The organism is Rhodococcus sp. USK10, assembly GCF_019378875.1.
Taxonomy (GTDB): Bacteria; Actinomycetota; Actinomycetes; order Mycobacteriales; family Mycobacteriaceae; genus Rhodococcus_F; species Rhodococcus_F pseudokoreensis.
Genome location: NZ_CP076048.1, coordinates 8,144,261 through 8,164,559, shown reverse-complemented (window position 1 = coordinate 8,164,559; position 20,299 = coordinate 8,144,261). Strand labels below are relative to the sequence as shown.

21 protein-coding genes and 6 tRNA genes are annotated in these 20,299 nt (G+C 68.6%); 9 read left to right on the top strand and 18 right to left on the bottom strand.

Features of this window, described 5'->3' with window-relative positions:
- Positions 1 to 94: 94 nt before the first annotated feature.
- From ruvB to I1A62_RS44415, 4 genes are all read right to left on the bottom strand, one after another.
- On the bottom strand, positions 95 to 1,189 hold the full coding sequence (ruvB, locus tag I1A62_RS44430; protein WP_124392985.1) for a Holliday junction branch migration DNA helicase RuvB: 1,095 nt from the start codon (positions 1,187 to 1,189) through the stop codon (positions 95 to 97).
- Positions 1,186 to 1,788 (bottom strand): Holliday junction branch migration protein RuvA, encoded by a 603-nt coding sequence (gene ruvA, locus I1A62_RS44425; RefSeq protein WP_219458199.1) that lies wholly within the window; start codon positions 1,786 to 1,788, stop codon positions 1,186 to 1,188. The genes ruvB and ruvA overlap by 4 nt, the downstream gene beginning before the upstream one ends.
- Positions 1,785 to 2,354 carry a crossover junction endodeoxyribonuclease RuvC gene (gene ruvC, locus I1A62_RS44420; RefSeq protein WP_124392983.1) on the bottom strand — a complete coding sequence of 190 codons (570 nt, stop codon included), beginning with the start codon at positions 2,352 to 2,354 and terminating at the stop codon, positions 1,785 to 1,787. The genes ruvA and ruvC overlap by 4 nt, the downstream gene beginning before the upstream one ends.
- Before the next feature lie 136 nt (positions 2,355 to 2,490).
- Positions 2,491 to 3,243: a YebC/PmpR family DNA-binding transcriptional regulator gene (locus I1A62_RS44415; protein WP_124392982.1), complete on the bottom strand. Its 753-nt coding sequence runs from the start codon at positions 3,241 to 3,243 to the stop codon at positions 2,491 to 2,493.
- Positions 3,244 to 3,387: 144 nt separating this feature from the next.
- Here I1A62_RS44415 and I1A62_RS44410 point away from each other — a divergent pair, with 144 nt between their 5' ends.
- Together I1A62_RS44410 and I1A62_RS44405 are read left to right on the top strand one after the other, a co-directional pair.
- Positions 3,388 to 3,744, top strand: coding sequence for a GntR family transcriptional regulator (locus tag I1A62_RS44410; protein WP_124392981.1), 357 nt, complete (start codon positions 3,388 to 3,390; stop codon positions 3,742 to 3,744).
- Positions 3,741 to 4,661 (top strand): hypothetical protein, encoded by a 921-nt coding sequence (locus tag I1A62_RS44405; RefSeq protein ID WP_219458198.1) that lies wholly within the window; start codon positions 3,741 to 3,743, stop codon positions 4,659 to 4,661. Before I1A62_RS44410 ends, I1A62_RS44405 begins: the two co-directional genes overlap by 4 nt.
- Here the strand turns inward: I1A62_RS44405 and pdxT are convergent.
- Both pdxT and I1A62_RS44395 read right to left on the bottom strand, forming a co-directional pair.
- Positions 4,658 to 5,266, bottom strand: coding sequence for a pyridoxal 5'-phosphate synthase glutaminase subunit PdxT (pdxT, locus tag I1A62_RS44400; RefSeq protein ID WP_087555886.1), 609 nt, complete (start codon positions 5,264 to 5,266; stop codon positions 4,658 to 4,660). The genes I1A62_RS44405 and pdxT overlap by 4 nt on opposite strands.
- Entirely contained in the window at positions 5,263 to 6,117 is an 855-nt protein-coding gene (locus I1A62_RS44395) for an acyl-CoA thioesterase II (RefSeq protein WP_124392979.1), read from the bottom strand. The genes pdxT and I1A62_RS44395 overlap by 4 nt, the downstream gene beginning before the upstream one ends.
- A gap of 56 nt (positions 6,118 to 6,173) precedes the next feature.
- Here I1A62_RS44395 and I1A62_RS44390 point away from each other — a divergent pair, with 56 nt between their 5' ends.
- Positions 6,174 to 6,797, top strand: coding sequence for a hypothetical protein (locus I1A62_RS44390; protein WP_219458197.1), 624 nt, complete (start codon positions 6,174 to 6,176; stop codon positions 6,795 to 6,797).
- A 6-nt stretch (positions 6,798 to 6,803) separates the two neighbouring features.
- On the opposite strand, the gene I1A62_RS44385 is transcribed toward I1A62_RS44390, so the two are convergent.
- The 11 genes from I1A62_RS44385 to I1A62_RS44335 form a co-directional block, all read right to left on the bottom strand.
- Positions 6,804 to 7,625 carry an acyl-CoA thioesterase II gene (locus I1A62_RS44385; protein WP_124392977.1) on the bottom strand — a complete coding sequence of 274 codons (822 nt, stop codon included), beginning with the start codon at positions 7,623 to 7,625 and terminating at the stop codon, positions 6,804 to 6,806.
- 151 nt (positions 7,626 to 7,776) lie between these two features.
- Positions 7,777 to 8,679 carry a pyridoxal 5'-phosphate synthase lyase subunit PdxS gene (gene pdxS, locus I1A62_RS44380; RefSeq protein WP_015890540.1) on the bottom strand — a complete coding sequence of 301 codons (903 nt, stop codon included), beginning with the start codon at positions 8,677 to 8,679 and terminating at the stop codon, positions 7,777 to 7,779.
- A 151-nt stretch (positions 8,680 to 8,830) separates the two neighbouring features.
- On the bottom strand, positions 8,831 to 9,853 hold the full coding sequence (locus tag I1A62_RS44375) for an NUDIX domain-containing protein (RefSeq protein ID WP_124392976.1): 1,023 nt from the start codon (positions 9,851 to 9,853) through the stop codon (positions 8,831 to 8,833).
- Positions 9,850 to 10,977: a glycosyltransferase family 4 protein gene (locus I1A62_RS44370; protein WP_219458196.1), complete on the bottom strand. Its 1,128-nt coding sequence runs from the start codon at positions 10,975 to 10,977 to the stop codon at positions 9,850 to 9,852. Before I1A62_RS44370 ends, I1A62_RS44375 begins: the two co-directional genes overlap by 4 nt.
- A complete protein-coding gene (locus I1A62_RS44365; RefSeq protein ID WP_124392974.1) occupies positions 10,974 to 11,879 on the bottom strand; it encodes a phosphatidylinositol mannoside acyltransferase in 906 nt (301 codons plus the stop codon). Before I1A62_RS44365 ends, I1A62_RS44370 begins: the two co-directional genes overlap by 4 nt.
- Positions 11,876 to 12,541, bottom strand: coding sequence for a phosphatidylinositol phosphate synthase (pgsA, locus tag I1A62_RS44360; RefSeq protein WP_124392973.1), 666 nt, complete (start codon positions 12,539 to 12,541; stop codon positions 11,876 to 11,878). Before pgsA ends, I1A62_RS44365 begins: the two co-directional genes overlap by 4 nt.
- A gap of 79 nt (positions 12,542 to 12,620) precedes the next feature.
- On the bottom strand, positions 12,621 to 13,196 hold the full coding sequence (locus I1A62_RS44355; protein WP_124392972.1) for an HIT domain-containing protein: 576 nt from the start codon (positions 13,194 to 13,196) through the stop codon (positions 12,621 to 12,623).
- 5 nt (positions 13,197 to 13,201) lie between these two features.
- Entirely contained in the window at positions 13,202 to 15,259 is a 2,058-nt protein-coding gene (gene thrS / locus I1A62_RS44350; protein WP_124392971.1) for a threonine--tRNA ligase, read from the bottom strand.
- Between the two features lie 95 nt (positions 15,260 to 15,354).
- Positions 15,355 to 15,780, bottom strand: coding sequence for a TIGR02611 family protein (locus tag I1A62_RS44345; RefSeq protein WP_206011520.1), 426 nt, complete (start codon positions 15,778 to 15,780; stop codon positions 15,355 to 15,357).
- 77 nt (positions 15,781 to 15,857) lie between these two features.
- Complete coding sequence (locus I1A62_RS44340) at positions 15,858 to 17,060, bottom strand: RtcB family protein (RefSeq protein ID WP_124392970.1); 1,203 nt, start codon at positions 17,058 to 17,060, stop codon at positions 15,858 to 15,860.
- 155 nt (positions 17,061 to 17,215) lie between these two features.
- A tRNA-Val gene (locus I1A62_RS44335) sits at positions 17,216 to 17,287 on the bottom strand.
- A gap of 263 nt (positions 17,288 to 17,550) precedes the next feature.
- Between I1A62_RS44335 and I1A62_RS44330 the strand changes: the two genes are divergently transcribed.
- From I1A62_RS44330 to I1A62_RS44310, 5 genes are all read left to right on the top strand, one after another.
- A tRNA-Gly gene (locus tag I1A62_RS44330) sits at positions 17,551 to 17,623 on the top strand.
- A gap of 24 nt (positions 17,624 to 17,647) precedes the next feature.
- Positions 17,648 to 17,718 (top strand) — tRNA-Cys (locus I1A62_RS44325).
- Between the two features lies 1 nt (position 17,719).
- Positions 17,720 to 17,791, top strand: a tRNA-Val gene (locus I1A62_RS44320).
- 79 nt (positions 17,792 to 17,870) lie between these two features.
- Positions 17,871 to 17,943, top strand: a tRNA-Gly gene (locus I1A62_RS44315).
- A 16-nt stretch (positions 17,944 to 17,959) separates the two neighbouring features.
- Positions 17,960 to 18,034 (top strand) — tRNA-Val (locus I1A62_RS44310).
- Positions 18,035 to 18,104: 70 nt separating this feature from the next.
- Here the strand turns inward: I1A62_RS44310 and I1A62_RS44305 are convergent.
- The gene (locus tag I1A62_RS44305; protein ID WP_219458195.1) at positions 18,105 to 18,593 is read right to left on the bottom strand and encodes a 2-isopropylmalate synthase; all 489 of its coding nucleotides are present in this window, start codon (positions 18,591 to 18,593) and stop codon (positions 18,105 to 18,107) included.
- 473 nt (positions 18,594 to 19,066) lie between these two features.
- Here I1A62_RS44305 and I1A62_RS44300 point away from each other — a divergent pair, with 473 nt between their 5' ends.
- Entirely contained in the window at positions 19,067 to 20,284 is a 1,218-nt protein-coding gene (locus I1A62_RS44300; protein WP_124392968.1) for an MFS transporter, read from the top strand.
- The last annotated feature ends 15 nt before the right edge of the window (positions 20,285 to 20,299 follow it).

Sequence of the window (20,299 nt, the reverse complement as noted above, 5' to 3'; positions counted from 1 at the left end):
GGTCCCGGTTGGACCGATGCAATACACCAGTGTGCCATCACCGGCCCGGACACCGGTTCGGTCGGCACGGGGCGGGCGTTTCTCCCGGCGTCGGTCAGGGGTCTTCGGGATCGAACAGGGAGGCCTGCGGTTCGTTGACCCGGACCTCGATTCCGCCGGTCACGGCGTCCGGCGGCGGGGTCAGGCCCAGTTGCATCCACGCGGCCGCGGTGGCGACCCGACCGCGGGGTGTGCGGGCGATCATTCCCGCGCGGACGAGGAACGGCTCACACACCTCTTCGACGGTGGCAGGCTCTTCCCCCACCGCGACGGCCAGCGTGGACACGCCGACCGGTCCGCCGCCGAAGCTGCGCACCAGGGCGCTGAGGACGGAGCGGTCGAGGCGATCGAGTCCCAGTTGGTCGACGTCGTACACGGCGAGGGCGGCGTGCGCGATCTCGCGGGTGACGACGCCGTCCGCGCGGACCTCTGCGTAGTCGCGGACGCGGCGGAGCAGGCGGTTCGCGATGCGGGGTGTGCCGCGGGACCGGCTCGCGATCTCGGCGCCGGCCTCCTCGCCGAGTTGCACCCCGAGGATGCCCGCCGATCGCATGAGGATCTGCTGCAGCTCCGCCGGTTCGTAGAAGTCCATGTGGGCGGTGAACCCGAACCGGTCGCGCAGCGGCCCGGTGAGCGCCCCCGAGCGGGTGGTGGCCCCGACCAGGGTGAACGGCGCGACCTCCAGGGGAATGGACGTGGCGCCGGGGCCTTTGCCGACCACGACGTCGACCCGGAAGTCCTCCATCGCGAGGTAGAGCATTTCCTCCGCCGGACGGGCGATGCGGTGGATCTCGTCGATGAACAGCACGTCGCCCTCGACGAGGTTGCTCAACATGGCGGCCAAATCGCCGGCACGCTCGAGCGCCGGACCCGACGTCAGCCTCAATGAGGAACCCAGTTCGGCGGCGATGATCATCGCCATGCTGGTCTTTCCCAGCCCGGGCGGGCCGGAGAGCAGGATGTGGTCGGGGGTGCCGCCGCGCATCTTCGCGCCGGTCAGGACGAGTTGCAACTGCTCCCGGACCCGCGGCTGCCCGATGAAATCGTGCAGGTTCTTCGGCCGCAGACTGGCCTCGATGTCGCCGTCGCCGGCGACGAGATCGGCCGAGACCGGGGACTCGTCGTAGTCACCGCCGGGTTCGGGATTCATCTGGTCTTCCCGAGCAGGGAGAGGGCGGAGCGCAGCGCGGACGAAGTGGTCGAATCGGGGGCCTCGGCGAGGACGGAGTCGGAGGCCTGTTCGGCCTGCTTGGCCGGGAATCCGAGCCCGACGAGCGCTTCGACGATCTGGTCGCGGACCGATCCAGGGCCGCCCGCACCGAGCGGCACCGCCCCGGACGTGGACGCGACCACGTCGACCTTGTCGCGCAATTCGACGACCATCCGCTCGGCTCCGCGCTTGCCGATGCCCGGCACCCGGGTGAGGGCGGTGACGTTGCCCTCGGCGAGCGCGGCCCGCAACGCGTCGGGTTCGAGGACGGCGAGTGTCGCCATCGCCAGGCGCGGACCGACACCCGACACCGTCTGGAGCAGCCCGAACAACTCCTTGGACTCCGAGTCGGGGAACCCGTACAGCGTCATCGAGTCCTCGCGGACGATCATCGCCGTGACCAGCCGGGCCTCGGTTCCCCGCTGCAGCCCGCCGAGGGTGGCCGGGGTCGCGTTCACGCGGTACCCCACCCCCGCGGATTCGATCACCGCATGGTCGAGGGCGATCTCGAGCACCTCGCCGCGGACGGACGCGATCATCGTGTACCTGCCTTCTTCACTTCGGCCAGCCGGGCCTGGTAGCGACGTTTCTGTTCGGCGGCCGCGGCCTCGGCGCGGGCCATGCGTTCGATCATCGGCGCCCGCCAGCAATGGCAGATCGCCAAGGCCAGCGCGTCCGCGGCGTCGGCCGGTTTGGGCGCGGCCGCCAGCTTGAGGATGCGTGTCACCATCGCCGTCACCTGAGCTTTGTCGGCCGATCCGCTCCCGGTGACGGCCGCTTTGACCTCACTGGGGGTATGGAAACACACGGGGATGCCGCGGCGTGCGGCGGCGAGGGCGACGACGCCGCCCGCCTGCGCGGTGCCCATCGCGGTGCGCACGTTGTGCTGGGAGAACACCCGCTCGATCGCCACGACCGCCGGCCGGTGCAGATCGATCCACGATTCGGCTGCCTCGGAGATCCGCAGCAGCCGGGACGACAATTCCAGGTCCGCCGGGGTCCGGACCACGTCGACGGCCACCGGGGTGACGGTGCGACCGTTGCCGCCGTCCACCACTCCGAATCCGCACCGGGTCAGACCGGGATCCACACCCAGCACACGCACGCAAAGCCACCTCTCCCACGCCGAACAGCTGTTCGATAGCTTAGCCGTGGGGTCGGACGTGTCGGCGCATCAACACGCAGAACGAGGCGGGGCGGGCGAGCACCGCTCCCCCGCCCCGCGCCGTGCGTCCGTGCGATCAGTCGTCGAGTTCGGCGAGCACCTCGTCGGAGAGGTCGACGTTGGTGTAGACGTTCTGCACGTCGTCGGACTCTTCGAGCGCGTCGACGAGCTTGAACACCTTGCGGGCCCCGTCCGCGTCGACCGGGACCTCGACGGATGCGCGGAAGTCGGCCTCGGCGGAGTCGTAGTCGATGCCCGCCTCCTGCAGAGCGCTGCGCACGGCCACGAGGTCCGTCGGCTCGCTCACGATCTCGAACGTCTCGCCCAGATCGGTGACCTCTTCGGCGCCCGCGTCGAGGACCGCCATCAGCACGTCGTCCTCGTTCTGGTCGCCCTTCTCCAGGGTGACGACGCCCTTGCGGGTGAACAGGTAGGACACCGAACCCGGGTCGGCCATGTTCCCGCCGTTGCGGGTCATCGCGGTCCGCACCTCGCCGGCCGCGCGGTTGCGGTTGTCGGTCAGGCACTCGATGAGCACGGCGACGCCGTTGGGTCCGTAGCCCTCGTACATGATGGTCTGCCAGTCGGCGCCGCCCGCTTCTTCACCGGCGCCGCGCTTGCGGGCACGCTCGATGTTGTCGTTGGGGACCGACGTCTTCTTGGCCTTCTGGATGGCGTCGTACAGGGTGGGGTTTCCCGCAGGGTCGCCACCGCCGGTACGGGCCGCCACCTCGATGTTCTTGATCAGCTTCGCGAAGGCTTTGCCACGCTTGGCGTCGATCACAGCCTTCTTGTGCTTGGTGGTGGCCCATTTGGAGTGGCCGCTCATGCGATTCAAGCCCCTTTCCTGCTGCTTTTGGCACGCCGAATGCGCGGTTTCAGCTTTGACGATGTTACCCGCAGCCCGGGCGCCCCTGCGCGATCCCGGGGTAACAACTCGCATAAGTCGCCATTGTTTGCATAGAATGCAAACATGTTGATGCGAGTCGACCACGGTTCCAGCACCCCACTGGGCGAACAGATCGCCGCCAATGTGCGCGGTGCGTTCCTGCGCGGCGAGATCGGTGCGGGCGACCGGCTCCCCTCCGCCCGGGCACTGGCCGAGTCCGTCGACGTCAACCTCCACACGGTGCTGCGCGCGTACGCCGCCCTCCGCGACGAGGGGCTGATCGACCTCCGCCGGGGCCGGGGCGCGGTCGTCCGCGCCGACACCGACCCGATTCGCACCGGATTGACCGAAGCCGCACGCACTTTCGTCGCCGAGGCCCGGCGCCTCGGACTCGACACCGAACAGATGCTCGACGTGATCAAGGAGACCACCAGACAATGACGACCTCCCGCACCCGCCTCCTCGCGGCGACCTCGGCCGTACCCCTCCTCGCCCTCGTGATCGCGAGACTCGCGTGGGGCGACGACCTGCCGCCGGTGGTGGCCAGTCACTGGTCCGGCACCGAACCCGACGGATTCAGCGACACGACCACCTACTTCTGGATCGCCGTCGCCGTCTGCGCGATCGCCGCGGGCATCGCCGGCGTCGTCGCAGTCCGGATCCGCACCGACGCCGCCCTCTGGCTGCCCGCGACCGTGTTCACCGGGTGGACGGTGGCCACGACCTGGATCGCCAGTGTCGCCGCCACCGTCCGTACGGGCGCGCCCGAGGCGGCGACGCTGGGCTGGTGGATCGTGATCCCCCTGCTGGGAATCCCGTGGGCTTTCGCCACGTTCGTGCTGCTCCCCCGGCCGCCGCGCGCCACGGAGAACGGCCCCGCACCGACGCTGCCCGTCCCCCTGGCGCCCGGCGAGCGCGCGTCCTGGACCGGATATGCGCGCGGGCGCTGGGCGGGCGTGCTCGCTCTCGCCATGGCCGTTGCCGCGGTCGTGTCCGCGCTGGTCGGCGCACTCTGGCTCGCGGTACTGTTCCTCGTCCTGGTGGTCGCCGGTGGCACCTTCGCGTCGGTGACCGTGCAGGTCGACCGCACCGGGCTGAGCCTGTCGTCGTGGAACGTGCGCTGGCGGCACATCCCACTCGACGCGGTCGACGAGGCGCAGGTGACCGAAATCCGCCCCGGCGAATGGGGCGGCTGGGGTTACCGCTTCTCACCGCGCGGAACGGCGGTGGTGATCCGCGGCGGCGAGGGCATCGTGGTGACCCGCACCGGCGGCCGCCCGTTCGCGGTCACCGTCGACGGCGCCGCTCAGGGTGCGGCGCTCCTCAACTCGCTCGCCGCACCCAGTCCGACGGGTTAGACCCCGCGGACGATGTCGACGAACAACTCGTGCACTCGCCGGTCTCCCGTGACCTCCGGGTGGAACGACGTCGCCACCACGGAACCTTGCCGCACGGCCACGATGCGTCCAGCGGCCGCGCCACCCGACTCGGGCACCCGGGCGAGGACCTGGACGTCGTCGCCGACGCGCTCCACCCACGGGGCCCGGATGAACACGGCCCGCATCGGATCGCCGACGATGCCCTCGAATTCGAGGTCGGACTCGAAGGAATCGACCTGACGGCCGAATGCGTTGCGGCGCACGGTCATGTCGATGGCGCCGAGGTGCTGGGCGTCGGGCCTCGTGTCGAGGATCTCGCTCGCGAGGAGGATCATCCCGGCGCACGACCCGTAGGCGGGCAACCCGTCGCGCAGGCGGGCCTTCAGCGGCTCGAGCAGTTCGAAGATCTGCAGCAGCTTGCTCATCGTCGTCGACTCACCGCCCGGGATCACCAGGCCGTCGATCTTCTCGAGCTCCTCCGGGCGACGGATGCCCACGGCGTCGGCGCCCGAATCATTCAGTGCAGCAAGGTGTTCACGGACATCGCCCTGCAGGGCGAGTACTCCGACGAGGGGACGGGTCATGCCATGTTTCCTGTCTCGATGTCGCGCTGGTCCTGATCGCGCTGGATGCGGGTCAACCCCTCCTGCACCACGGCGGCGACCATGGTGCCGTTCCGGTCGAACATGCGGCCCTGGGTGAGGGCGCGACCGAAGCCGGCGGAGGGTGAGGTCTGGTCGTAGAGCAGCCACTCGTCGGCGCGGAACGGGCGCAGGAACCACATGGCGTGGTCGAGCGACGCGGTCTGGGTGACCACTCCCGGGTGCGGGACCTTCGACGCGCCGAGGAGCGTCATGTCACTGAGGTAGGCGAGGGTGCAGATGTGGAAGACCTGATCGTCGGGCAGCTTGTCGCGGTAGCGCATCCACACGCGTTGCTGTGCGGCGATTCCGGGCGTCTTCCTGGTGGCGTCGGCCGGAACGATACGGACGTCCCATTCCTTCCACTCCCGGTAGAGATCGGTGGCGGCCATCTCCTCGACGGTCTGTGCGTCGACGAGCTCTTCGGGCTCGGGCACCGGCGGCATCGTGTCCTGGTGCTCGATGCCCTCGTCCCCCGAGTGGAACGACGCCGACATGGTGAAGATCGCCTTGCCGTCCTGGATTCCGGTGACCCGCCGGGTGCAGAACGACCGGCCGTCCCGGATCCGGTCGACCAGGTACACGGTGGGTTCCACCGGATTTCCGGGGCGCAGGAAGTACCCGTGCAGGGAGTGCACCTCGAATCGCTCGTCGACGGTGCGGACGGCGGAGACCAGCGACTGACCGGCGACCTGCCCGCCGAACGTCCTCTTCAGCACGGACGGATGAACCGAGCCGCGGAAGATGTCTTTCTCCAGCGCTTCGAGTTCGAGAATGTCCTCGATGCTCGCCATCAGCCCTCCTTCTGTGCCTGGTCAAGGTTATCCGCCCGGTTCGGGCTCGAGGCACCATGGGTGCCATGACGATGTTCACACCGACGAGCCCGGACGGTCTCGTCGCCCTCGTCACCGAACGCTGCCTCGTGGTGGACGGCATCGCCGTCGTCGCGATCGACGCCCCAGACGGCGCCCAGCCGCTGCCCCTTGCCGGCGCGGTCTGTGAGTCGTTGCGGGAGCAGGGCAGGCCCTGTGACGTCGTGTCCCTTCACGACTACGTCCGGCCCGCCTCCCTGCGGTTCGAGCACGGACGCGACGACGAACTCAGCTACCGCACGCTCTGGTTCGACTACGACGCCCTGAACCGGGAGGTGGTGCGGTCGGTCCGCACCGACCGCCGGTGGCTGCCGCGGTTGTGGGACGAAGACGAGGATCGCTCCGCCCGCTGTGCCCGGGTGCCCGCGGCCGACGGGCAGGTGCTGCTCGTGACGGGCCCGATGCTGCTCGGCCGGGACCTCGACTTCGACGTCACCGTGCAACTCCACCTGGGTGAAGGGGCCCTGCTGCGCCGTACCCCGGCCGATCAACGTTGGACCGTGCCCGCACTGCTACGCCGCGCCGCCGACGTCACCGACGAACCCGACCTGCTGGTGCGGTACGACCATCCGCCGAAACCCGCGGTCCGAGCGGGCCGCTGAACCCGCTCACGTCGTGCGCAGGAACCGGGTCAGCCCCTCCTGCACCACGGCGGCGACCAGGTTCCCCTTCCTGTCGAAGATCCGTCCCTGCGCGAGACCCCGGCCGAAGCCGGCGGACGGCGACGTCTGGTCGTACAGCAGCCATTCGTCGGCGCGGAACGGGCGCAGGAACCACAGCGCGTGATCGAGTGAGGCACTGTCGATCTCGACACCGGGATGCGGTGTCATCGCGGAACCGATGAGCGTCATGTCGCTCATGTACGCCAGCGCGCACACATGGAACACGGGGTCGTCGGGCAGCCTTCGGCGGGACCGGAACCACGCCTGCTGCTGCGCGGCCGCACCGCGGATGCGGTCGACCTCGCCGTGTCCGACGATCCGGATGTCCCAGTCGGACCACTCCCGGGCGAGCCAGGCGATCTCCGGGTCTTCGGACTCACTGGCGAACGGCAGCGAATCCGGCGGCGGGACCACCGGCATCTCGTCCTGGTGCTCGATGCCCACGTCCGCCACCTGGAAGGACGCCGACATCGTGAAGATGGCCTGGCCGTCCTGCACGGCGCTGACCCGCCGGGTGACGAACGAGCGGCCGTCCCGGATCCGGTCCACGAGGTACACGATCGGCATCGCGGGGTTGCCCGGACGGAGGAAGTAGCCGTGCAGCGAATGCACCGCGAACCGGGGTTCGACCGTGCGGACCGCCGCCACGAGTGCCTGACCCGCCACCTGACCGCCGAAGGTGCGGGGAAGCATGGTCTCGGTCGCTATGCCCCGGAAGATGTTCTCCTCGAGGCGTTCCACTTCCAGGATCTCTTCGATCGTCGCCATCCACGGCCCTTCCGATGCTCGTCCGCTGACACTCTCCCACGGACCCGCGCACCGGACCGGACCGCACGGGCCCGGGGTGGGGCCTCGTGCGGTGCGAGCGGAAGAGCAGCGCCGGGAGCGCCGGCGCTCGATCAGTGATCGAGCGCGCGGATCACCAGCCGCGTTCGGCGAGCCGGTGCGGGACGGGGATGTCGTCGACGTTGATGCCGACCATCGCCTCACCCAGCCCGCGGGAGACCTTCGCGAGAACGTCCGGGTCGTCGAAGAACGTGGTCGCCTTGACGATCGCCGCGGCCCGCTCGGCCGGGTTGCCCGACTTGAAGATGCCGGAGCCGACGAACACACCCTCCGCGCCGAGCTGCATCATCATCGCCGCGTCCGCCGGGGTGGCGATGCCACCGGCAGTGAACATGGTGACCGGCAACTTACCGGCCTTGGCGACCTCGACGACCAGGTCGTACGGGGCCTGCAGCTCCTTGGCCGCCACGTACAGCTCGTCCTCGCTCAGCGACGTCAGCCGGCGGATCTCCCCACCGATGGTGCGCATGTGGGTGGTCGCGTTGGACACGTCACCGGTGCCGGCCTCACCCTTCGAGCGGATCATCGCCGCACCCTCGGTGATCCGGCGCAGCGCCTCACCGAGATTGGTGGCACCACAGACGAACGGAACGGTGAACTTCCACTTGTCGATGTGGTTGGCGTAGTCGGCCGGCGTCAGGACCTCGGACTCGTCGATGTAGTCGACACCGAGCGACTGCAGGATCTGCGCCTCGACGAAGTGCCCGATCCGGGCCTTGGCCATCACCGGGATCGACACGGCGGAGATGATGCCGTCGATCATGTCCGGGTCGCTCATCCGGGACACGCCGCCCTGGGCGCGAATGTCCGCGGGCACCCGCTCGAGTGCCATCACCGCGACGGCACCGGCGTCCTCGGCGATCTTCGCCTGGTCGGGGGTGACGACGTCCATGATGACCCCGCCCTTCAACATCTCGGCCATGCCGCGCTTGACGCGCGCCGTACCGGTGGTGGGGGTGGTGTCGGGGGTGCTCACAGCGAACTCCTGAGGTGTGGCGTGGATTGATTGCGATAGCGGCATGCGTGAGCGACGACGTTCACGCTGCAGTACCCGATTCTAGGACGAACGCCAGTCCACTTCCGTAGCCAGTCCGCGATTGCTGGCTTTCTCCGGACCTGCGGGCGGCTCAGGTGATCGCGCGCACCTCGGGGTCGTCGGCGGCAACGGCGACCGCTTCGGCCTCGTCGAGGAGATCCGCGAGGTCGTGCGGGTACACGGCCTCACCCGCCGCCGCCAGTTCGCGGACCGTGTCCGCGGTGCACCACCGGTGACCGGTGATGGTGCGGCTCTCGAGTTCGGTGAAGCCGCCGTGATGCGGCTCGAACCCGTCGGTGCGCAGCGCGAAGAACAGTTCCTCGGAGCGGATGAGCTGCCCGTTCCAGGAGAAGATCGCCACCCGGCGCCACATCGGTCCGCGTAGCGACTCGGCCGATGCGGTGTGCCCGGTCTCCTCGGCGATCTCCCGGACCGCGGCGGCGCGGAGGTTCTCGCCCTTCTCGACGGCGCCGCCGATCGTGAACCAGTAGTAGATGTCGGGGACGGTGGGGTCGTGTCCCCGCAGCAGCAGCACCCGGCCCTCACCGTCGAGCAGCACCACCCGGGCGGAGGTGCGGACGGAGTCGAGGGACAGGCCCTCGGTGACCGCGGCCGCGGACGAGCGTTCGGTGATCTCGAAGTACGTCGGCAGCGGGGCCGTGCCGCCGAGGTGCAGCCATCGGACGGGCCGCCGGGTGCGCAGCGCGAGGGTGTCGCGGACGGCATCGTTGTGGAAGCGGCGGGCGATCAGCACCCGCGCCTCGGCGTCGGCGAGTTCCGCCACCAATTGGGGGCGCAGGGTGTCCGGGTCGAGCGACGAGAGTGCGCTGGACAACGCGTTCTCGGCGATCTCCCGGTCGGCCCGGTCCGACCGTTCGGCCCTGGCCGACAGCGCGGCCAGCGACCTGCCCTCGGGTGGGTCCATCGCCGCGGCCGCCGCGCGGACGACCACCGCCCGGCGGGCGAGGGCCGCGTCGAGGGCCTGCCAGGACAGGTCGGAACGGACGTGCAGGCGGTCGAGGCGGTTGGCCGTGCCGTACGCCCACAGGCCGATCACGAGGACGACGGCCGCGACCAGCGCGAGAACCAGGATCGTGAGGGCGGAGAGGGTCACGAGCCGACCTCCCGGACGCCGTCGCGGCCGACGGTGACCGTCTCGTAGACGCGCAGGATCTGCTCGGCCACCACCGGCCAGTCGTATTCGGTGACCACCGTGCGGCCGGCGTCGGTGAGCGCGGCGCTGCGCTCCGGGTCGCCCAGGACCGAGTCGATCCCGGCGGCGAGCGCGGCCGCATCCCCCACCGGCACCAGCACGCCCGCCTGGCCGTCCCGCAGGACCCGGCGGAACGCGTCCAGTTCGCTCGCGACGACGGCGGCACCGGCGGCCATCGCCTCCACCAGCACGATGCCGAAGCTCTCACCGCCGAGGTTGGGGGCGCAGTACACGTCGGCGCTCCGCAGCGCCGACGCCTTCTCGGCGTCGTCGACCTGGCCGAGCAGACGCAGGTTCCCGAACACCGGGCCCGCCTCGCGGCGCAACTTGTCCTCGTCGCCGCGGCCGACCACCAGCACCTCGAGGTCGGGATACTTCTCGACCAGCGCGGGCAGCGCCTTCAGGAGCACGGCCATGCCCTTGCGGGGCTCGTCGTAGCGTCCGAGGAAGAGGATGGTCTTTCCGGGGCGCGGGTAGCCGGGCAGCGGTTCGGCGTTCGCGAACGCCGGGACGTCGACCCCGTTGGGGATTTCGACGGCGTCGGAGCCGAGCGATTCCACCTGCCAGCGTCGCGCGAGTTCCGACACCGCGATGCGACCACTGATCTTCTCCAGGTACGGCTGGAGCACACCCTGAAACGTGCTCAGCACCAACGACTTCGTCGTCGAGGTGTGGAACGTCGCCACGATGGGGCCCTCGGCCACCCGCATGGCGAGCATCGACAGGCTCGGCGCGTTGGGCTCGTGGATGTGCAGGACGTCGAAGTCGTTGTCCGAGATCCAGCGCCGGACCCGGGCACTCGCGGCGGGGCCGAAACTCAGCCGGGCCACCGAACCGTTGTAGGGAATGGCGAGGGCGCGTCCCGCCGACACGACGAAACCGGGCAGGTCGACGTCGTCGGACGCCGGGGCCAGGACGCTCACCTTGTGCCCGCGCTCGATCAAGACCTCCGCGAGGTCGACGACGTGGGCCTGCACTCCGCCCGGGACGTCGAACGAGTACGGGCAGACCATGCCGATCTTCACGAGTTCTCCATGCGGGAGAGCCTCGCCTGCGACAGATCGGACAGCCACAGCGGCTGGAGCATGTGCCAGTCCTCGGGATGGGCGGCGATGTTGGCCTCGAACCGGTCCGCCAGGGCCTGGGTCGCCGCGGCCACTCCTGCGGTCGTGTCGATCGGCGGGTCGATGCGGAAACCCCACCCGCCGTCGGTGAACCAGCAGTGCACCGGCAGCAGCGGCGCACCGGTGTCGATCGCCAGCTTGGCGGGACCGGCGGGCATCCGGGTCGGTTCCCCGAAGAACGTCACCGGGACCCCCTTCTTCGCCAGGTCGCGTTCACCGAGCAGGCACACGATGCCGTTGTCCCGCAGCCGCTCCGACAATTCCACGAACGGGGGGTGCTCGCCGCCGCTGAGCGGGAAGATCTCGAAGCCGAGGCCTTCGCGGTAGTCGACGAACCGCTGGTACAGCGATTCGGGTTTCAGCCGTTCGGCGACCGTGGACAGGCCACCCCAGTGCTGGGCGCACCACACGCCGGCCATGTCCCAGTTGCCGCTGTGCGGAAGTGCGAGAATCGCGCCCGTGCCTGCTTCTTTCGCGGCGTCGAGGTGCTTCTGTCCCTCGATCAGCTCGTCGAGGGCGGCGCCGGTCTTCACCAGATCCATCGACGGCAGCCGGAAGGCCTCCCGCCAGTACCGCGCGTAGGACCGCATCGACGCCCGCATCAGCGTGTCCGGCACCTCCGCGGCGGGCACACCCAGCACGCGGGCGAGATTGCGGCGCAACTGGTCCGGGCCACCGTTCCGGACGGCGAAGTCCGCTCCCTTGTCGAACAGGGTGACCGCGGCCTTCTCGGGCAGGGCACGCACCAGCCGCCAGCCTGCCGCGTACCCCAGGTCGCTGAGGCGTTCGGACACGCCGCTCACTGCGCGGTCGCCTGTCCGTCTTCCGGCGTCGCGTCCGCGGGCGGCAGGGGCAGCACGTCCCGCGCCCCCGGCGACCTACGGACCGCCAGAACCCGCTGGAACACGGTGATCACGCTGCCCACCGACAGCAACCACATCGCGGCGTGCACGGCCCACGGCACTCCGAGTCCCGTGACGCCGGCGCCTACGAGCACGATGATCAGCCGATCGGGTCGCTCGATGAGCCCGCCGTCGGCGGACAGTCCGCTCGCCTCGGCGCGCGCCTTGGCGTACGAGATCACCTGCGAGGTGACCAGGCACAGCAGCGTCGCGATCAGCAGCGGTTTGCTGTTCTCGTGGTAGACCGCCCACCAGGCGAGACCGGCGAAAATCGCGCCGTCGGCCACCCGGTCGCAGGTGGCGTCGAGGACGGCGCCGTACCGGGTTCCGCCGCCCCGTGCGCGTGCCATCGCGCCGTCCAGCATGTCGAACATCACGAACAGCCAGATGAACATCGCTCCCCAGAACAGATGTCCGCTGGGAAACAGCGTGACGGCGCCCGCCACGGTCGCCACGGTGCCGATGACGGTGACGGAATCGGGGGTGAGCCCGGTCTTGACCAGGGCCTTCCCCAGCGGCGCCGTCACCTTGGACACGGATGCCCGTCCGAAGAAGCTCAGCACCTCTCCACCCCGTTCTTCACTTCCTGCCAGGAACCCCGAACGCGTGAGTCAGCGACTCGCGCGTCATTCATCTATCGCGTCATTCATTCCAGGCCTTCGCCAGCAGCCCCCGGGTCTCGCGCAGCAACTGCGGCATGACCTTGACCCCGGCGAGGACCGTGATGAAGTTCGCGTCCCCACCCCAGCGCGGAACGATGTGCTGATGCAGGTGCTCGGCGAGCGAACCGCCCGCCGCCGCACCGAGATTGAGGCCGACGTTGAAACCGTCCGGTCGCGACACCCGTTTGATCACGCGCAGCGCCTGCTGCGTGAACGACATCAGCTCGGCGCTTTCCTCCTCCGTCAGGTCCTCCAGCGCCGCGACCTTGCGGTAGGGAACCACCATCAGGTGCCCCGGGTTGTACGGGTACAGGTTCAGCACCGCGTACACGTGCTCCCCGCGGGCGACGATCAGCCCGTCCTCGTCGTCCATCTTCGGGATGTCGATGAACGGCTCGTTCGGGGCGTCCTTCGACTTCGGCGTCTCGGCGATGTACGACATGCGGTGCGGCGACCAGATCCGCTGGAGGTGATCGGGTTCGCCGGGACCGCGGTCGACGAGGCGGCCGGGGCCGCCGAGCATCTCGTCGGCCGTCACGTCGTCACCTCCGGTCATGTGCGTCACCCTTCCTGACCGGATTGCAGCAGTTCCGCCGTCGGCGAGGCGTTCTCGCGGCGGCCGATCCACTCGGTGACGATGCGCACGGCGTCGTCCACGGGCACGCCGTTGACCTGGGTGCCGTCGCGGAATCGGAAGCTGACTGCGCCGGCTTCGACGTCGCGCGCACCCGCCAGCAGCATGAACGGCACCTTCTGCGCCGTGTTGTTGAAGATCTTCTTCTGCATGCGGTCGTCGCTCGCGTCGACCTCGGCGCGGATACCGGCCGCCTTCAACCGCTTCACGACGTCGAAGAGGTGATCGGCGAACGTCTCCGCCACCGGGATGCCGACCACCTGGACGGGCGCCAGCCAGGCCGGGAACGCGCCCGCGTAGTGCTCGGTGAGCACCCCGAAGAACCGTTCGATGGACCCGAAAAGGGCCCGGTGGATCATCACCGGCCGCTGCTTGGTGCCGTCGTTGGCGGTGTACTCGAGGTCGAACCGCTCGGGCAGGTTGAAGTCGAGCTGAATCGTCGACATCTGCCAGGTACGCCCCAGGGCGTCCTGCACCTGCACCGAGATCTTCGGGCCGTAGAACGCGGCGCCGCCCGGATCGGGAACGAGGTTCAGCCCCGACGACTCCGCGACCTCGGCGAGCGTCGCCGTCGCTTCCTCCCACACGGCATCGTCGCCGACGAACTTGTCCGGATTCTTGGTGGACAGCTCGAGGTAGAAGTCGTCCAGTCCGTAGTCCTTCAGCAGACCCAGGACGAACTGCAGGGTGGTCGCCAGTTCGTCGCGCATCTGCTCGCGGGTGCAGTAGATGTGCGCGTCGTCCTGCGTCATGCCCCGCACGCGGGTCAGGCCGTGGACGACACCCGACTTCTCGTACCGGTACACCGAACCGAACTCGAAGAGCCGCAACGGCAGTTCGCGGTACGACCGTCCACGGGAGCGGAAGATCAGGTTGTGCATCGGGCAGTTCATCGGCTTGAGGTAGTAGTCCTGGCCCGGCTTGCGCACGGTGCCGTCCTCGTTCAGTTCCTCGTCGATGTGCATCGCGGGGAACATGCCGTCGCGGTACCAGTCCAGGTGACCCGACACCTCGTAGAGGTGGCCCTTGGTGATGTGGGGGGTGTTGACGAACTCGTACCCCTCGTCGACATGGCGCTTTCGGGAGTAGTCCTCCATCTCGGTGCGGATGATCCCGCCCCGGGGGTGGAACACGGGCAGTCCCGAGCCGAGCTCGTCGGGGAAGCTGAACAGGTCGAGTTCCGACCCCAGCTTGCGGTGGTCGCGACGCTCGGCCTCGGCGAGCAGTTCCAGGTGCTGCTCCAGCGCCTCCGCCGACTCCCACGCGGTACCGTAGATGCGCTGCAGGTCGGCGTTGTCCTGGTTACCACGCCAGTACGCCGCCGAGCTGCGGGTGAGCTTGAACGCCGGGATGTGCTTGGTGGTGGGAATGTGCGGGCCGCGGCACAGGTCTCCCCACACCTTCTCGCCGGTCCGCGGGTCCAGGTTGTCGTAGATGGTGAGTTCGTTGCCGCCCACCTCCATGATCTCCGGGTCGTCGATTCCCGACTTGTCGTCGATGAGTTCGAGCTTGAAGGGCTCGTTCGCCAGTTCGGCGCGTGCCTCCTCCAGCGAGTCGACGACGCGGCGCGAGAACCGCTGCGATCCCTTGACGATCTTCTTCATCCGCTTCTCGAGGTTCGCGAGGTCCTCGGGAGTGAACGGGCGTTCAACGGCGAAGTCGTAGTAGAAGCCGTCCTTGATCGGCGGGCCGATGCCGAGCTTGGCCTCGGGGAATTCCTGTTGGACGGCCTGCGCGAGGACGTGCGCCGCCGAGTGGCGGATGACGCTGCGGCCGTCGTCGGTGTTCGCCGCGACCGGTTCGACCTCGACGTCGGCGTCCGGCACCCAGGACAGGTCCTTGAGCTGGCCCTCCGCGTCACGGACCACGACGACGACGTCCGGGCCCTTGGTCGGGTAGCCGGCCTCCCGAACCGCTGTACCGGCCGTCGTCCCCGCGGGCACCCGGACGACGGTGGCTGGGGCGGCGGATGCGGGGGTGCTCACGGCGATGTTCTCCTAGGTGAGGTGTGCGGTGCAGACATGGTGAATGTGCCAGCCCATGTTATCGGCCCAGCAGTGACACCCAATCATGCGTCCGGCTAGAGCGGGCTCTCCAGCCACGGGTAGTCGAGGCCGATCCACGTCCCGACGAGACCGAACGTCCCGAGCAACCACAGCGTGGCGAGGACGACGGCACACGTCAGCAACGCGCCCAGCCCCTTGACCACCAGCGACTGCCGCGAGAACCAGTCCATGAACTTGTCGTAACGCTGCCGCGCGTAGTGCAGCAACCGGTGGGCCCACTCGAACTCGGACGCGAGAATCCCGAGCCCCGCGAACACGATCAGCCATCCGGGCCCGGGGTACGGGATCGCGACGATCCCGGCGGCCAGCACGAGAACGCCGATCACCCCCACCACGATGCGGTACGCCAGGTTGAGGCTCGGGCGCGCGGCGACGTGTGCCCGCCACCGGCGCCAGCGGCTCTCCGCTTCCTGGAACGGCGACAGATCCGAGTCGTCCACGTCCCTGTTCTCGGGCGCGGATCCCGGTCGAGCTTCTCTGCTGGTCACCAGTCCACCCTACCGACCGCGACCTGCGGTCACCCCTTCACACAGACGACCTGCCGCAGGTGGGCCACGACCTCGACGAGATCGGCCTGCGCTTCGATCACCTGCTCGATGTCCTTGTAGGCGCCGGGAATCTCGTCGATCACACCGGCGTCCTTGCGCGATTCGACGCCGGACGTCTGCCGCACCAGGTCGTCGACGGTGAACCGCTTCTTCGCCTTCGTGCGGCTCATCGTCCGTCCCGCCCCGTGCGACGCCGAATTGAAGGACAACTCGGAGCCCAGGCCCCGCACGACGTAGGACCCGGTACCCATCGACCCGGGGATGAGCCCGAGATCACCCCGGCCCGCCCGGATCGCCCCCTTACGCGTGACGAGCATCGGCTCGCCGTCGACGATCTCCTCCGACACATAGTTGTGGTGGCAGGAGATCGGCTCGTCGAACCGCACCGTCCTGCCGGGAAGGGACTGCCGGAAGGCCCGCATCACCAGCGTGAGCATGACGGCGCGGTTCCGGGCCGCGTATTCCTGCGCCCACGTCAGGTCGTGGCGATACGCATCCATCTCCTTGCTGCCTGCGAGGAACACCGCGAGATCACGATCGACCAGCCGCTGGTTGTGCGGCAGGGCCCGCGCCACCGCGATGTGCCGCTCCGCCAGTTCCTTGCCGATGTTGCGTGACCCGGAGTGCAGCATCAGCCAGACCTCGTCGGCGTCCGACAGACACACCTCGATGAAATGGTTGCCGCCGCCGAGCGTGCCGATCTGCTTCATCGCCCGCGATTCCCGGGACTGCACGCCGGAATGCAGGTCGCCGAACTCCTGCCAGAAGCGATGCCACCCCTTCTTCACTCCCCCGGCATCCGGACCCAGTGCGCCGACGTTCACCGAATGCTCGTGCATGGCGAAACCGACGGGCACCGCCCGCTCGATGTGCGACCTCATCGACCGCAGGCTGTCGGGCAGGTCGCTCGCGGTCACATCGGTCCGGACCGCCGTAATTCCGCAGCCGATGTCGACGCCGACCGCCGCGGGGGCGACCGCCTCCCGCATCGCGATGACGGAACCGACCGTCGCACCCTTGCCTACGTGGACGTCGGGCATGACGCGCACCCCGTGCACCCACGGCAGGTCGGCCATGTTCCGCAACTGCTGCAACGCAGCCTGCTCGATGGTCTGCTCCTCCGCCCACATCAGTGTCGGCGCGGTGGTGCCTTCCAGCCTCACGGGGAACATGGGACTTCAGTCCTTCGGTAGCGGATCACCCGGGAATTTACGGCCGGCTCAGTTCATTGTCCGTCGCACCTGAGAGCGGCAACAACCGATTTTCCGGGTGCGCACACGAAAAAGAAGAGGCCGTTTCCGATTTCGGAAACGGCCTCTTCTCTGTGTGGTCCCGGCTGGGATCGAACCAGCGACCTTCCCGGTGTGAACGGGACGCTCTTCCACTGAGCCACGGGACCGAGGCGCGCCAGATACTCGCGCTCGAACGAGTTGGAACATTAACAGACCGAGCGGCCGAACGAAAATCACCCCGATGGGATTCGGGTGGGATTCGGGTGGGATTCGTGCCGGCCCCTTCCCGCGGCACGCCCGCGCCCCGGTCCCGTTCACGCCGAGTTCACCCTCTGATGCCTTGACCTGCAGATTTGTAACTATCGCGGATGGTCGGCTAATGTTCTCAACCGCACCACGGAGAACATTCTCCGCGAGTTACACGGTGCATGCGGACGTGGCGCAGCTGGTAGCGCACAACCTTGCCAAGGTTGGGGTCGCGGGTTCGAATCCCGTCGTCCGCTCGAGAGGTTGGACTCAACCTTTACGGTGGAGTGGCCGAGTGGTGAGGCAACGGCCTGCAAAGCCGTGCACACGGGTTCGATTCCCGTCTCCACCTCGCGCGATTAGCTCAGCGGGAGAGCGCTTCCCTGACACGGAAGAGGTCACTGGTTCAATCCCAGTATCGCGCACCGAGATAGATGCTAGATGCTCGACTGTTAGTGTTTGACTTGCTCGACAGTGACGGCCCCGCACAGGGCCATCACGAATGCGGACGTGGCGCAGCTGGTAGCGCACAACCTTGCCAAGGTTGGGGTCGCGGGTTCGAATCCCGTCGTCCGCTCTCTTTTTTCCGTCCCGCGCGATTAGCTCAGCGGGAGAGCGCTTCCCTGACACGGAAGAGGTCACTGGTTCAATCCCAGTATCGCGCACCATTTCGCGTTCAACCGAAAAGTTCACGACGTGCGGCCCCGGTCATCGACCGGGGCCGCACGTCGTTGTGCGTCAGGCGGGCCGGAGCCGGTTGGCGCCGGAGATCATCGCGCGCAGAGTCGATTCCGTGCGGGACTCGCCGATTCCCATCGCCCAGAGCCGGATGCCGGCGCTCTCGCAGAGCAGGAAGGTCGCCGTGCGGTGCCCGATCTCGTGCTGATGGAAAGACAGGATCTCGATCGCACACCCCGCGTCGTACAGCATGGACGTCATGGCGGAGACCGGGCCGGGCGCGCTCGCACCGGTCTTGCAGATCGATTCGCCGATGCCGAGGGTGGCTTCGAAATCCCACATTCCGGGCCCGGTCTTCGTTTCCGACCAACTACCCAGGCGGAACGGTCCGTTGCACGGTGCGTAGACGGCGACGAACGCGGTCCAGGTCATTCCGGCGGCTTCGGTGCGGAGTTCCGACGGCAGCGACTTGCCGTGGCGCGCGGCGAACGGGTCGGCCGCAGGTGCCGACGAGGGAAAAGACGAAGCAAAAGAAGTGTTGGCGCTCATTTTCGTGGTCTTCCTGAAAGGAGGGAGGACCAACGCGTAGCTCAACGACCCGCAGCGAGGGGTCGGTCCGTATCAGACCCCGCTACGGCGGAGAACTACGAGAATGCGCTGCATGGAGGACACTGTAAGCGACAACCGTCCGCGGAGACAACCCCGAGTACGTGTCGTAGCGACGGGCACGGCGACGGCCGGGTGACGAAATCGTTACCCCCGCTTCTGGAACGTGAGGAAATCCTCATGTATCGTCGAACTTGCCATCCACCCCCCCGATGGCAATGAGCCCCAGCCATGACCCCCCATCCAAGGCTGGGGCTCAGTCTTGTTCCGGGCACCCCGCCGACCCGCGCTTTCGGACATATCACCCGAGATCCGGAGAACGCTGCACATCCCCGCGAAGTATTGGACACTCGTCCAATAAGAGACCAGGATCGCTGCACTCGCGGCGGGGATGTCCACGATCGAAGGCCGGCCACATGACGGATTCACCACGCGCGGACGTGTCCGCCGAACGATCGGCACGGATCGCCGCATCGGTCGCCTTCGGTCTGCAGGGTTTTCTCCTCGCGGCCGTCCTCACGCAACTGCCGCAGTACCAGGACCGATTCGGGTTCGATGACACGGTCATCGTGGTCGCCGTCGTGACGGTGTCGCTCATCGCCGGAGCGGGAAGCATCCTCGCCGAGCACCTGGCCCGCCGATTCTCCAGCAGAGCGGCACTGCAACTCGGGCTCGCGACGATCGCGGCCGCAGGCGGAGCGCTCGGTTTCAGCCCGAACACCGCCGCCTTCTTCGCCTGCCTGTCCGTGTACGGCGCCGGACTCGGCATCGTCGACGCCGCCGCCAACATGCAGGCGGTGTCGATCCAGCACGCCTACGGCCGCTTCGTCCTGTCGTCGTTCCACGCGGTGTGGAGCGTCGGTGCGATTGCCGGCGCGCTCTTCGTCGCCGCGACGTCGGCCCTCGGCGTGGGTGCCGCCGCCGCGCAGCTGACAGCGGCGTTCGTCGTGATTGCCGGCCTCGCCTACTGCGGGCCCCGGCTCCTCCGGCGCCGGGAACCGGCAGGCACCGCCGCACCGGCGACCGGCCCTGTCGCCGTTCCGGTTCCGATCCGGGCCCTGCTCGCACTCGGTACCGCGATGGCGTTGTTCTACGCCATCGATTTCGGTGTCGCCAACTGGTCCGCGCTGTACGTCAGGAACGTCCTGCTCGCGGATGCGGGTACGGCCGCCCTGGCGCTGGCCGCGTACCAGTGCGCGGCTCTGGTGTCGCGGTTGAGCGGCGACTTCTGGGTCGCGAAGTACGGCGAGATCGCCGTCGTCCGTGCGGGTTCGGCGGTCGGTGTCGCCGGAATGGCGGTCGTCGTGTTCGCCGGGTCCCCGGCCGTCGCCATCGCCGGATTCCTCGTCGTGGGCCTCGGTGTCCCGGTCGTCGCTCCCCTGTGCTTCAGCGCCGCCGGACGACTGGCGCCATCCGGACAGGTCGACGACGTGGTGGCGCGGATCAACCTGTTCAACTACGCGGGAACCCTCGTGGGTGGGGCGATCATCGGCGGCGTCGCCGCCGCGACCAGCCTGCGGACCGGGTTCGTGGTTCCGCTGCTGTTCGCGGTCGGGCTCCTCCTTCTCGCGCCCGCGTTCGCCCCGGACCGGGACAGCGACGAGCAATCCGAGTGGGCCCCGGATCGCGACTGACGGCGGATGTTCTAC